We start from the raw sequence: 11,838 nt of genomic DNA on the forward strand, positions 1-11,838 counted from the left end.
GCTCCTATTGTGCCACAGATGCTTCTTTGACATCTTCATTTTGTCGCTGAGCATTCTGAACATTCGGCTTGCTGTTGCTATTGTCAGCTTGCGGTGCCATGACAGTATTTTGACCTGCCATACCAGACACGCTTGCCTGCTTTGGTTGGCTTGATGTATAAGGACGAGTCTCAACCAATTGATCGGGTTTGACTTTAGTAGCACCAACCATGACCACTTGATCACCATCTACTAGTCCCTCAGTGATTAACCATTGACCTTGAAAAGTCCCTGCAGTCTTCACAATACGAGCTTCTATTTTTTTATCTTGATTGACCACATAAACTTGGGTCTCACCTTTTGGCGTGCGAGTGATTGCACTTTGTGGCAAAGCCACAGCATTATTGACGATAGATTGCATTAACTTGGCATTAACATACATACCAGGGATTAGCACGCCATCTGGATTGGCAAATACCGCACGAATAGTAACAGAGCCTGTTGACTCATCAACTCTAGCATCTGCTAAGATAAGCTGACCCATCAGCGGATAAGCCTCACCATCTTCAAGCACGATTTGCACTTCAGGACCGCCATACGATGCCTTACCTTCTGCAATCTGCTGACGCAAACGCAACATCTCTGAAGATGATTGACTGATATCCACATACACATAATCTGTGCGTGCGATGGTGGCCAGTGCATTAGCCTGATTAGCAGCAACCAATGCTCCATTGGTAACCGCCGAGATACCAATTTTACCACTAATAGGAGCTCTGACTATGGTACGACTATAATCCAGTTCACTGGCGTTTAAGCTAGCTTTGGCACTATTAATCGCCGCATCAGCACTGCCAATGCTTGCTCTAGCCTGTGCAACGGTCGCTTGTGCCGCCCCAACATTTGCCTCAGCAGTACGCACGGCAGTGATGGCTTGGTCATAGACCTGCTTGGATACCGCATCCACTTCCACCAAATCTTTTAGTCTGGCCAAATCAGCTTGTGCCTGTGTCAACATTGCTTGCTGTGCGGTCAGATTGGCTTGTGCTTGTGCATGGACAGCACGAGCATTTTGGGCGGCAGCTTCTGCACTAGCTACCGACGCTTTGCCTGAATTGATGGCACTGGCGTAATTATCTGTATTGATGCGATATAGTGGCTGACCTGCACGCACAAAACCGCCTTCATGAAATAAAATCTCATCAATAATACCTGTTACTTGTGGACGCACCTCTGAGGTTTCAACCGCCGCCACACGACCTGAGAAAGTCTTGGTCATTGGTATTGAGGTTAGGTTAATGGTCTGCACATCAACCACTACAGGTGGCATCTGCTGTTGGGCTGATGCCTGTTTGGCTTGGTCGGACTTATTGCAAGCAGTCACCAACGCCATACTTGAAAATACCGCAGCAATCATCACTGCTCTTACACTTAGTTTCATAAGAACCTTTTAATTTTTGAACTCAAAAAAGTTTTTTAAATGATTAAAATACTTAGAATAATTAAAACAATAAGTTTTACGGCTTTGATTTTTTAGTTGGTTACAACACACCAATAAGCATTAAGCAAGCACCCAAGAAAGCAAACCCCTAAAACCGCCCCAAGTCCGGCAAACTGTATACCAGACAAAAGTTAGCAACGCCGAATAAACAAAAAAATAGCAATACCGCCCATTGAAAACCATACTGTCTATTTTCTCTTGTTGCATTCATGCAAAAAAGGCTTTTATTATACCCAAAAAAGCGTTGATAAACTTGGGTTTTTCTACACAGTTTGTCAAAAAATTAGATTGCTTTTTTATAAAAAGTATGTACAACTATGCATCATAATCATTAAAAAAGCAGAATTTTTATAAAAATAAAAAATTTTGCAAAAAAGTTCTTGCATTTTTACAAAATTTTGTTATCATAGCGTCCAACTTAATAAGGCTGGATGGCAGAGTGGTCATGCAGCGGACTGCAACTCCGTGTACGCCGGTTCGATTCCGACTCCAGCCTCCATTTTAGATTATTTTTAAGTTTTTTTAATCGTTATAGATTAATGATTTAAAAAAATACTCTCGCCCGGGTGGTGAAATTGGTAGACACAAGGGATTTAAAATCCCTCGCTCTCACGAGCGTGCCGGTTCGAGTCCGGCCCCGGGCACCATCTTCAAGACCCTTGAAATATTTTTGATATTTCAAGGGTTTTATTTTTTGGTCAATTCAAGCACCCCATCTATTCAACCCACCAATTAAACAGATAAAGCCGTTAAATAACCACACCACCTAAGTCGTGATTAGCTGCCATAATTGTTTTTTTCTGCTTGCGTCTTTTGTTATTACTGCCAAAGTTGGTATCTCTTTATCTATCTTGCTTTGATGCGTGATGTATTCATTTAGATCATTAAGCAAAATGACCTGTTCAGAAAATTCCTCTAGCATCTGCAAACGCAGTACAAAGCCATCAAAACATATCTGGGCTAGGGTTGGTGTACTTGAGAGTTCATCACTCATAGGATAGCTGATACGATGAAAATCAAAAAAACATCCACAATCCTTCGCCCAACAAGATAGGGCAGACTTTAGCGACATCCAAACCAATCGTTCCTCACGACTACTGGTGCTAACATCAGCTATTAGCACCCACTTGCCTGCACGAATACCCTCAACCTCGTAGCTGATATCAGCATCGTGTTTTGTGCTTATATTGGTAGCCACCTCTTGCCAATCCAACACTTCCATTTTATCGGACTGATCAGCTTCATTGACACCATCCATGACATCGTAAACCACATCAGATGGCTGTGATGGCTGATTGACTGACGCCAAACCATCTAAACCAACTGATGACTTTTGATTAAAGCGATCAAACGCTACGGCAGGGAGGCTATGGATGGTCGTGGTCGTCTTTGCCCAAAGATTGACCCCAAGCAAATCTAGTACATGACGACAATGTGCATTTTGCTCATTCATCATCAATTTGACTCGCTGTTCTTTGGTGGAGTGTAACGGCAGAGTGAATGACTTTGAGAAAACTGAGCTCCCCACTTACGATAACCTTGCGTGTCTAGATGGATTGCTCCTGTGGCGTACAGCCCCAGACCAAAATTATGCTCCAAGCCTTGATATAGCCAATATTCGCACAACCCTTCTTGCAACTGATATAGTTGGCTGCTACCCATCTCAAAGCTAGGCACCCAAATATCTATCGCCCCATTACTCATGTGCTTACTGCTGGGTGCTCCGCCTGCACAACGGTTCAACTCAGGATTGCGATACACCGAGCGTATCTGTGTGTCAGCAGGTAGAATCCCTAAAGTTAGAAGTTCGTCATACAATCTTAATGTAGGCACCATCGATGACCATAGCTCTTGGGGTGGCACTTCATAAGGCTCATAACCACACGATTGCCAAGAGCGTGCTGTCGTCAAAAGCTCATGCATGGGTGGTAGTCGTCCACCAAGTGCCGCAGCAAGATACTGCTCATAAGCAAAAACTTGAGATTGATGATGTGGATGCGTTCTTAGCCAAGTCTCAAAATCTTCCTTAGTACCCACCTTTCTTGGGAGTTCATGACTGTGCTGGTGATCATCATGATTGATAACCAAAAGCGTTCTAGGTTCGGTTGATGGTTGGGATAAAATGGGTTTGCTTGATGGAACTTGGGTGTATTTTTTTACCACTTTGATGGTCTGCGTATTTGACTCTAAAGGTGTGCCAGCACAAGCACTTAGCCCAAAGGCGGTGCATACACCCAGCACAACCGCCCAAGATGGCAGTTTTTTATGCTGATTGTTTATATCCAAAATCATAAATAAGACCCCATACAACCCATTATAATAAACAACAATATCTGTCATATCATAACAGATTTAAGACACCAATACCGCACAAATAAAATATCTAGCTTCAATGACGCACGCCAAAAATGTCATTATACTACCAAATTCATCAAATGAAAAACATCCATTATCTAGCCCAATAATTTAAAATATCATTTTTTTCTTTTATTTAGATTTTCTAAACTATTATCTACTTAATATACCAAAAACCACTCGCTAACCATCAAACACGGTTAACTTTGCAATTGCAAATTATCCACGCCATACAACGCCACCAACCAGTTAAATTCTAAGAAAACCAAATGCTATTGGCTGACAATTATCATTTAACCTAATGATTTTTATAGAATTAATATACTTGTGATTTATCAAAATAGTGTTACTATATAAACAAGACCAAATTGCAATAGTAGTTTTTATCAAGCGTCATAATTTAGCTTTTGATAGATGATGAATGTTTAGATGTATCTTTTAGTTAAAGTACATAACACTTTCTTTAAAACCTAAATTCAACAGCCATCTGTTTAAGCTCAAACGCAGTGTTTATCCACTACTTAATCATGATAAACCACGCAAAAAAAAACCTTGATTTTAGGTACTTACTCTCATGCTATTATCATGCGTTATTATTATCATGATGACGCACAAGAAGATAACCATGATTTGCCTTTGATGAATGTATTTACCATATGCAATGCAATGAAATAAATTCATCAAATGGCTTGGTGCGTCAGATGAACCTTTCTATAGCAAATGCACCAAACACCAAAGAGGTTCTTTTCATGAAACACATGAATAAATATGTACTTACTACCAGCATCGCATTAGCAGCAACTTTAGGCAACCCAGCGATTGCTACAGATAATAAAGGTGCCAACATCGAGCAGGTGCTTGACGAACTAACTCGTCAGCATAACGGAGCATCAAGCCTAGTAAAATCAGCCAGACAACCTGTCTCACCGACTTTTAATAGTCCATTACTAACCCAACCAAGCAAATCACAAACCAAAGATGAGCCTGTCCTAGAAAAATTGACAGCCGCCGCATCAAATACCATGAATAAATTTAAACAAACTGGCATAGCTTCTTGGTATGGCCGCCAGTTTCATGGTCGCAAAACTGCCAGTGGCGAAACTTTCAACATGAACGCATTGACCGCTGCTCATCGCTCACTACCACTAAACTGCTACATCAAGGTTACCAACAAGGATAATGGCAAATCTGTCGTTGTTAAAGTCAATGATCGTGGTCCGTTTCAAGGCGACCGTGTACTTGATTTATCCTACGGTGCTGCCAAAGTCATTGGCTTGACCCAGCGTAGTACAGGCAATGTCATCATTGAGCGTGTTGATGGACCTGAATAATCCACAAATCAACAACTCATACACCCACTCGTTTCACAACTTGGATAAATAAAAAACAGCCTTAATAACAGACTGTTTTTTTAGTCATGTCGTAATAATTTATTGTCAGTTAATAAATATAATAATCAGCAAGTCTATACCAGTTCAAATGCACAGTTAATGGCATGATCTAGCCTATCTACTGCAATCACCTGAATGCCACGAAACTGATCATTATCCGCCTTAGGTGCATTCGCCTTAGGGATAATGGCGTGCGTAAATCCATGCTTCATCGCTTCACGCAATCGCTCTTGGCCATTTGGCACAGGGCGAATCTCACCTGATAAGCCCACTTCACCAAAAACCGCCAAACGAGGTGGTAAGGCCTTTTCTCTAAGGCTAGAAGCACAAGCCAAGAGTACCGCCAGATCTGAGCCAGTCTCCATAACCTTAACACCACCAACGACATTGACATACACATCCTGCCCACTGGTGTGAATGCCGCCATGACGATGCATGACCGCAAGTAGCATAGACAGTCTTTGATAGTCCAAGCCAAGAGCCATGCGTCTTGGCTGTGCGTGTGCATCATCAACCAGTGCCTGAACTTCAACAAGTAGCGGTCTAGTGCCTTCTCTACTGACCATCACCACAGAGCCTGCGATGGGCTTTTCGTAGCGACTTAAAAAAATCGCCGATGGATTGGCAACTTCTTTTAACCCTACATCCGTCATGCCAAAAATACCCAGCTCATTAACCGCCCCAAAACGATTTTTTACTGCTCGAATCATGCGAAAACGACTGTCGGACTCTCCTTCAAAGTACAGCACCGTATCCACCATATGCTCAAGCACACGAGGTCCTGCCAGTGCCCCTTCTTTGGTTACATGACCCACCAAAAATAATGCCGTTCCTGTCTGCTTGGCATAGCGTGTCAAAATTGCCGCCGACTCTCGAATCTGAGCCACACCGCCTGGTGCAGACTGTATTGCATCAGTAAATAGCGTCTGTATTGAGTCAATCACTGCTACTGCAGGCTGTTCTACTGATAATGCCAAACAGATGGTATCAACATTGGTCTCGGCAAGCACACGCAATCTATCGGTTGGTAAGCCTAGTCGCTTAGCACGCATGGCAACCTGCGACAGGCTTTCTTCGCCTGTGATATATAGTGCTGAACCTGCTAAAGAATCACTGACTGCCATGTTGGTGGCAGTCTGTAACAAGATAGTTGATTTACCAATACCAGGGTCGCCACCAATCAGCACCACCGAGCCTGCCACCAACCCCCCACCAAGCACACGGTCAAACTCTCCTATGCCTGTTGGCATACGAGTCTCAAGCGTAACACCCACATCATCTAGGCTCATCACACCAGATGTTGCCCCTGCATAGTTTGCATTCTTCGTGGTGGAAATTGTGCTTTTTTTGGGAATTTTATGGTGTGGCATACTGACATCAGGTGCTTCAACCAAGCTATTCCATTCGCCACAATCGGCACATTGCCCCGACCATTTACCAAAATTTACCCCACAGGATTGGCAAACATAAGAGGATGATTTTTTTGCCATGATGATTATCTTATTGTTATCGCCTTGCTTTATTTTTATTGATTAACTAAGCATTAACCAATCTACCCATTACACTGAAAAATCTTTGCCCAAATACACTTTTTGTACCAACTCATTCACCAAGATATCATTGGGAGTGCCTTCAGCAATAATAGCACCTTCTGAGACAATATACGCCTTTTCGCAGATAGAAAGAGTCTCTCGGACATTATGGTCAGTAATAAGTACACCAATACCACGAGCCTTTAGGGTACTGATGACATCTTTAATATCACCCACCGAGATGGGGTCAACCCCTGCAAAAGGCTCATCAAGTAAGATAAACTTGGGGTTGCTTGCTAGTGCTCTGGCAATCTCACAACGGCGACGCTCACCACCTGAGACGCTCATGCCTAAAGAATGACGCACATGCTCTAAGTGAAACTCTTCCATTAGCTTTTCAAGCTCGTGCTTTTTAGCCTTATTATCCAAATCTTTTCGCATCTGCAAAATAGCCATGATATTTTGCTCAATGGTTAGTTTGCGAAAGATAGACGCTTCTTGTGGCAGATAGCCAATACCTTGAGCAGCACGCTCATGCATGGATTTTTTGGACAAATCCACATCAAAAAGCATTACTTGACCACGATCCATTGGCACTAGCCCAATCACCATATAAAAACTGGTCGTCTTGCCTGCACCATTCGGCCCTAGAATACCAACCACCTGACCTTGCTCAACTTCAAATGAAACATCTTTGACCACCCAACGCTGGCCATAACGCTTGCCCAGATGACGCATGCTCAATGTCGTATTTGACATGATTTTCCTTTTTTGTTTAATGAGTGTAGTCTAATCATCAAAATAGGACAATTCGCCCCATTTTAATCAGCGAATCAACGCAAGCCTTGATGCGAGCCGTTATCACTTGGCGGAAAGACCAGTTCTACACGGCGACCAGCACCTGCAGTAGCTTCTACATCACCTGCTTTTAGACTATAGCGAATGGTATTGCCTGAAAAACTTGAGGCTGCTTGAGTTAGCTTGGCATTACCCGTTAGAGTGACAATGCCTGTTACGGCATTATAATCAATACGGTTTGCTTGTCCTTTAGCAGCCCCCTTCTCTTTGGTAACGATTTGCTGAAATGTTGCTGGCTTTCCTGACGCAACCGCTGAAGTTATTTTGCGATCACCACTTAGGTTTAAAGTAAGATTGTCGGCAGCGATTTTTAAAGTCCCCTGCTCAATAGTAACATTACCCGAATAAGTCGTAACCCCCGTTCTACCCACATAAGTCGCACGGTCCGCCAAAAGGCGAATGGGTTGATTGGCATCAGAAGGCAGTGCATTCGCTCCTGTAATAAGGACAGGTAAACCAAACACGCCAACAAATAAGGCTGATTTTAAAAGAGTAGAAACAATGGACATAAACTATTCTCAAATGGTCTTAAAATAAAAGTAAACTTCAGATGGCTGATTGGGCTTATTTAAAGCAACCGTCAATCAACAAATCATCAGACTTATCAATCAATTTAGAAATCCTAAAATAAGGATCTATCTTACCTACTGGCGGCATGATACAGCATTTCAATCTGATAAAATTCATACTCACCCAACTCAAGATTTGCACTCATGCCTTTTGCCTTAAAGCTATCTTGCTCATTGGTAATCTTTAAAGGCTGATCGCTAGACAGTAGGCGAGTCTTTGTATTGCCATTTAGCTGACCGCCCTCAATCACAAGTTTTGGTTTGTTATCAGTCGCTTCACGAGTCAAACTAAAACCATCAGATAACTTCATCTCTCCAGTCATCTGGTCAAGAACGGCTCGCTTAGCGATGATGGTGTATTTTTCCGATTTTGATGGTTGCCAATACATGGTTGCGTCAAGCATTTCATCTTCGCCTGCGGCATTTTGAGTCAGCGAGTCTGCCGTCAGTGTGTATTCAGCCTCGCCTGTATGTTCGTTGGTTTGGGTCGCTGTAAGCTTGGTAACCTCATAAAACATATCAGGAGTTGATGGGGTGGCAGGTTTGATTTGGGCCTCTTCTTGATAAAAGAACCAAGCTGCCACCATGATTGCCATAATCCCAAATACGCTTAAAATCCTAACATTCATTCGCACAACACCAATTCATCTAGACAAAATTTGACAAAAGATACAATAAGCCATCATGGTCATCATAAGAACCTATCAATAAACGCATCATACTGATTTTGAGCTCTTAGTATCAGTTCGCATACTTGTCTGACAGCTCCTTCGCCACCCCTGCTAGTGGTAATGACATCGGCATACTCTTGTACAATCAGCACACCATTTGGCACGCTAATACCAAGTCCTGCCTCACGAATTGCCTTTAAATCAGGTAGGTCATCGCCCATATAAGCACACGCTTCTAATGGCAAACCCAGCTTGTCGGCAAGAGCGGACAATGCTGTGTATTTATCATCTCTTCCTTGCACGACATGATGAATGCCAAGTTCAGTTGCACGGCGTACCACCATCGGTGAGCTACGCCCTGTGATGATTGCCAAGATGATGCCTGCTTGCCTTAGGGCTACGATGCCCACACCATCTTGTACATAAAAAGCTTTTGTCTCAACATCGTAGGAATTATAGATGATTTTACCATCAGATAAAATTCCATCAACATCCATGGCTAAAAGCTGAATCTTGCTTGCTTTTTCTAGAATTTTTGAGCTTGGGTTGGTAATGTCATTCATTAGCTTACTCCAACTTGTATCACATCATGAATGCTTAGCACACCCACCAGTTTTCCCTCATCTAAAACAAGCAACTGACTGATGCTGTATTCATTCATCATGCTAAGTGCATCCGATGCTCGGACTTCTTTGGTGGTATGTTTGGGACTATTGGTCATGATGTCGCCAATCTTAACGGTCAATTTGGTAGACCCTGCCAATTTTCGGCGTAAATCGCCATCGGTAAAGACACCCACTACCTCATCAATATCATTCATCACCACCGCAAGCCCCAAACGACCGCTGGTCATCACAAGCAATGTCTCGTGCAAACTGGCATCATGATTGACTACAGGCAGGTTTTCTGTGTGCATCAAATCTTGCACTCGAGTAAGCAACTTACGCCCCAAAGCCCCTGCTGGGTGTGAAAGAGCAAAGTCATTGCTAGTAAAGCCTCGTGCGTGCAATAGTGCTACCGCCAATGCATCGCCCAATGCCAGTGTTGCCGTTGTGCTTGATGTAGGAGCCAGACCCAATGGGCATGCTTCTTCTGATTTGCCCAAAGTCAAAGCAATGTCCGCCGACTGTGGCAAAAAACCACGACCATCACGACTGATACTGATAAGTGGGATATCAAGTTGCTTTACCACAGGAATCAGCATACGAATCTCATCGGACTCGCCAGAATTAGAAATGGCAATCAATACATCGCCTTTGACTAGCATACCCAAATCGCCATGCCCTGCTTCACCAGGATGCACAAAAAAGGCAGGCGTGCCTGTTGACGCCAAAGTCGCTGCAATCTTGCGTCCAATATGCCCTGATTTTCCCATGCCTGTTACAACCACTCGCCTTTGGCATGACAAAATCAGCTCGCACGCCTGACTAAAGCGTTCATCAAGCTCATCAATCAGCAAATCAAGAGCTTGCTGTTCTGTGCGGATGGCGTTGATTGCTTCTTGGATAAAATCTGTACTGTAAGCCCTGTGTGAGTACTGATTTGATTCGTTTATTTGAGTATTTATCATCTTACCGACAGCCATTTTAACCTGCATTGAGCTCATATCAAGTTTTAAATCCATGAATGAAAACCCGCTACCCATCAAAACCCCATAATAATAGTGTTTAAATACTACACTGTCTTAATGACTTGTATTTGAGTGGTGGATTCTTGTCATGATATCATATTTGAGGTTAATTTACGCTGATTTCATGGTATTTTTGGGTATAAATAACAAGAAAAACAATAAAATACACAAATAATCCACGCATTTAACACCCCTATTAACCAAAGTGCCACACACACGCAACTACCGTCACTAAAAAGACATAACGACCCACCCATACATTATGGCGAAATGATTTAAAGCAAGACAGGCGTTCACGATGAGCAATCAAAGTGTATTGATAGACAAATAACCCCACCACAGGCAACAAAAGCCATTTTGTCCATGCTGTAAAATAATGATGAAATACCCATGTCATCAACCCCAAAAATACAGCATTTAGCACACAAACAATCATCACATCGTAGCGACCAAATAAAATAGCGGTCGATTTTACGCCCACTTTTAGGTCATCGTCTCTATCACACATGGCATACTGGGTGTCATAAGCCACCGTCCAGCACATATACGCAACAAACAACAACCAGCCCCAAAAATCAACATTGCCAGTACTAGCAACATACGCCATCGGTATTGCCCAGCCAAATGCCGCCGCCAGTACCACTTGTGGCAGATGCGTATATCGCTTCATAAACGGATAAATAAAGGCAAGAGCGACCGCCACAAGCGACCAATAAAACACCTGCACAGGCAAAAAAAACAACAAACTTGCCGATAATAAAACCAGTACCACAAAACTTAGCACCGCCGTACGAGCAGACAGTCTACCATCTGCCAATGGGCGATTTTTGGTTCGCTTGACTTGCCCATCAACCTTGCGATCCGCATAATCATTGATGGCACAGCCTGCCGCCCGCATAAGAATCGCCCCAAGTGCAAAAATCAACACATACCGCACACTAGGCAGTTGCCCAAGTTTTGCATTCGCCAAAAATACTGCCCATAAAGTCGGATATAGCAACAACTCTGTACCAACAGGTTTATCAAAGCGAGTCAGCTCAAGCCAAGCGATGAGTTTATCCAAAAAATTCATACCCCTGACTCTTTTTGAACAGCAGACTGCTGATGGGCGATTTGACTAATCTCCACCGCTTGCAATAAGTTAAGTTCAGGAAATGCCTGACACAGTTTCTTAACAGCTACTGTCTGGTCTTTGGTTTGATGTACAATCTTTGCATAATAATCGATGTATTTGGTCTTATCCATCGTTTGCCACAGTTGTTTTATTTTGCGTCTTAAAGAAAAATTCTGCCACGCCATAATCAAAACCACCAACATGATCACATATTCGTATTGCATCATCACTCCTTATA

The 11,838-nt window shown here is 42.9% G+C and carries 12 protein-coding genes and 2 tRNA genes; 3 read left to right on the forward strand and 11 right to left on the reverse strand.

What is annotated here, in order from left to right; genetic code table 11:
- Nucleotides 1-4: 4 nt before the first annotated feature.
- Nucleotides 5-1,420, reverse strand: coding sequence for an efflux RND transporter periplasmic adaptor subunit (locus tag LU276_RS05435; protein WP_284672869.1), 1,416 nt, complete (start codon nucleotides 1,418-1,420; stop codon nucleotides 5-7).
- A gap of 485 nt (nucleotides 1,421-1,905) precedes the next feature.
- On the opposite strand from LU276_RS05435, the gene LU276_RS05440 reads away from it, so the two are divergent.
- Together LU276_RS05440 and LU276_RS05445 are read left to right on the forward strand one after the other, a co-directional pair.
- Nucleotides 1,906-1,979 (forward strand) — tRNA-Cys (locus tag LU276_RS05440).
- 61 nt (nucleotides 1,980-2,040) lie between these two features.
- Nucleotides 2,041-2,127 (forward strand) — tRNA-Leu (locus LU276_RS05445).
- 119 nt (nucleotides 2,128-2,246) lie between these two features.
- Here LU276_RS05445 and LU276_RS05450 read toward each other — a convergent pair.
- Nucleotides 2,247-2,936 (reverse strand): hypothetical protein, encoded by a 690-nt coding sequence (locus tag LU276_RS05450; RefSeq protein WP_284672870.1) that lies wholly within the window; start codon nucleotides 2,934-2,936, stop codon nucleotides 2,247-2,249.
- Nucleotides 2,936-3,772 (reverse strand): D-Ala-D-Ala carboxypeptidase family metallohydrolase, encoded by an 837-nt coding sequence (locus LU276_RS05455; protein WP_284672871.1) that lies wholly within the window; start codon nucleotides 3,770-3,772, stop codon nucleotides 2,936-2,938. The genes LU276_RS05450 and LU276_RS05455 overlap by 1 nt, the downstream gene beginning before the upstream one ends.
- A gap of 812 nt (nucleotides 3,773-4,584) precedes the next feature.
- Between LU276_RS05455 and LU276_RS05460 the strand changes: the two genes are divergently transcribed.
- The gene (locus LU276_RS05460; RefSeq protein WP_284674591.1) at nucleotides 4,585-5,166 is read left to right on the forward strand and encodes a septal ring lytic transglycosylase RlpA family protein; all 582 of its coding nucleotides are present in this window, start codon (nucleotides 4,585-4,587) and stop codon (nucleotides 5,164-5,166) included.
- Between the two features lie 134 nt (nucleotides 5,167-5,300).
- Here the strand turns inward: LU276_RS05460 and radA are convergent, their stop codons facing one another.
- The 8 genes from radA to LU276_RS05500 all read right to left on the reverse strand — a co-directional run bounded on the left by radA (nucleotide 5,301) and on the right by LU276_RS05500 (nucleotide 11,827).
- A complete protein-coding gene (radA, locus tag LU276_RS05465) occupies nucleotides 5,301-6,716 on the reverse strand; it encodes a DNA repair protein RadA (protein WP_284672872.1) in 1,416 nt (471 codons plus the stop codon).
- A gap of 69 nt (nucleotides 6,717-6,785) precedes the next feature.
- Nucleotides 6,786-7,517, reverse strand: coding sequence for an LPS export ABC transporter ATP-binding protein (gene lptB, locus LU276_RS05470; protein ID WP_284672873.1), 732 nt, complete (start codon nucleotides 7,515-7,517; stop codon nucleotides 6,786-6,788).
- A 74-nt stretch (nucleotides 7,518-7,591) separates the two neighbouring features.
- Entirely contained in the window at nucleotides 7,592-8,125 is a 534-nt protein-coding gene (lptA, locus tag LU276_RS05475) for a lipopolysaccharide transport periplasmic protein LptA (RefSeq protein ID WP_284672874.1), read from the reverse strand.
- A gap of 131 nt (nucleotides 8,126-8,256) precedes the next feature.
- A complete protein-coding gene (gene lptC, locus LU276_RS05480) occupies nucleotides 8,257-8,814 on the reverse strand; it encodes an LPS export ABC transporter periplasmic protein LptC (protein WP_284672875.1) in 558 nt (185 codons plus the stop codon).
- 62 nt (nucleotides 8,815-8,876) lie between these two features.
- Nucleotides 8,877-9,419, reverse strand: coding sequence for a KdsC family phosphatase (locus LU276_RS05485; protein ID WP_284672876.1), 543 nt, complete (start codon nucleotides 9,417-9,419; stop codon nucleotides 8,877-8,879).
- Nucleotides 9,419-10,426, reverse strand: coding sequence for a KpsF/GutQ family sugar-phosphate isomerase (locus LU276_RS05490; RefSeq protein ID WP_284674592.1), 1,008 nt, complete (start codon nucleotides 10,424-10,426; stop codon nucleotides 9,419-9,421). The genes LU276_RS05485 and LU276_RS05490 overlap by 1 nt, the downstream gene beginning before the upstream one ends.
- A 256-nt stretch (nucleotides 10,427-10,682) precedes the next feature.
- Nucleotides 10,683-11,558, reverse strand: a complete 876-nt coding sequence (gene ubiA / locus LU276_RS05495) for a 4-hydroxybenzoate octaprenyltransferase (RefSeq protein ID WP_284672877.1) — start codon at nucleotides 11,556-11,558, stop codon at nucleotides 10,683-10,685.
- The gene (locus LU276_RS05500; RefSeq protein ID WP_284672878.1) at nucleotides 11,555-11,827 is read right to left on the reverse strand and encodes a hypothetical protein; all 273 of its coding nucleotides are present in this window, start codon (nucleotides 11,825-11,827) and stop codon (nucleotides 11,555-11,557) included. Before LU276_RS05500 ends, ubiA begins: the two co-directional genes overlap by 4 nt.
- Nucleotides 11,828-11,838: the final 11 nt, after the last annotated feature.

Source organism: Moraxella haemolytica (assembly GCF_030177935.1).
GTDB classification, from domain to species: domain Bacteria; phylum Pseudomonadota; class Gammaproteobacteria; order Pseudomonadales; family Moraxellaceae; genus Moraxella; species Moraxella haemolytica.

Excerpts from the sequence above, each read along its gene's own strand:
- LU276_RS05435 (WP_284672869.1), bottom strand. The coding sequence starts at position 1,420 with ATGAAACTAAGTGTAAGAGCAGTGATGATTGCTGCGGTATTTTCAAGT.
- LU276_RS05450 (WP_284672870.1), bottom strand. The coding sequence starts at position 2,936 with ATGATGAATGAGCAAAATGCACATTGTCGTCATGTACTAGATTTGCTT.
- LU276_RS05455 (WP_284672871.1), bottom strand. The coding sequence starts at position 3,772 with ATGATTTTGGATATAAACAATCAGCATAAAAAACTGCCATCTTGGGCG.
- LU276_RS05460 (WP_284674591.1), top strand. The coding sequence starts at position 4,585 with ATGAAACACATGAATAAATATGTACTTACTACCAGCATCGCATTAGCA.
- radA (WP_284672872.1), bottom strand. The coding sequence starts at position 6,716 with ATGGCAAAAAAATCATCCTCTTATGTTTGCCAATCCTGTGGGGTAAAT.
- lptB (WP_284672873.1), bottom strand. The coding sequence starts at position 7,517 with ATGTCAAATACGACATTGAGCATGCGTCATCTGGGCAAGCGTTATGGC.
- lptA (WP_284672874.1), bottom strand. The coding sequence starts at position 8,125 with ATGTCCATTGTTTCTACTCTTTTAAAATCAGCCTTATTTGTTGGCGTG.
- lptC (WP_284672875.1), bottom strand. The coding sequence starts at position 8,814 with ATGAATGTTAGGATTTTAAGCGTATTTGGGATTATGGCAATCATGGTG.
- LU276_RS05485 (WP_284672876.1), bottom strand. The coding sequence starts at position 9,419 with ATGAATGACATTACCAACCCAAGCTCAAAAATTCTAGAAAAAGCAAGC.
- LU276_RS05490 (WP_284674592.1), bottom strand. The coding sequence starts at position 10,426 with ATGATAAATACTCAAATAAACGAATCAAATCAGTACTCACACAGGGCT.
- ubiA (WP_284672877.1), bottom strand. The coding sequence starts at position 11,558 with ATGAATTTTTTGGATAAACTCATCGCTTGGCTTGAGCTGACTCGCTTT.
- LU276_RS05500 (WP_284672878.1), bottom strand. The coding sequence starts at position 11,827 with ATGATGCAATACGAATATGTGATCATGTTGGTGGTTTTGATTATGGCG.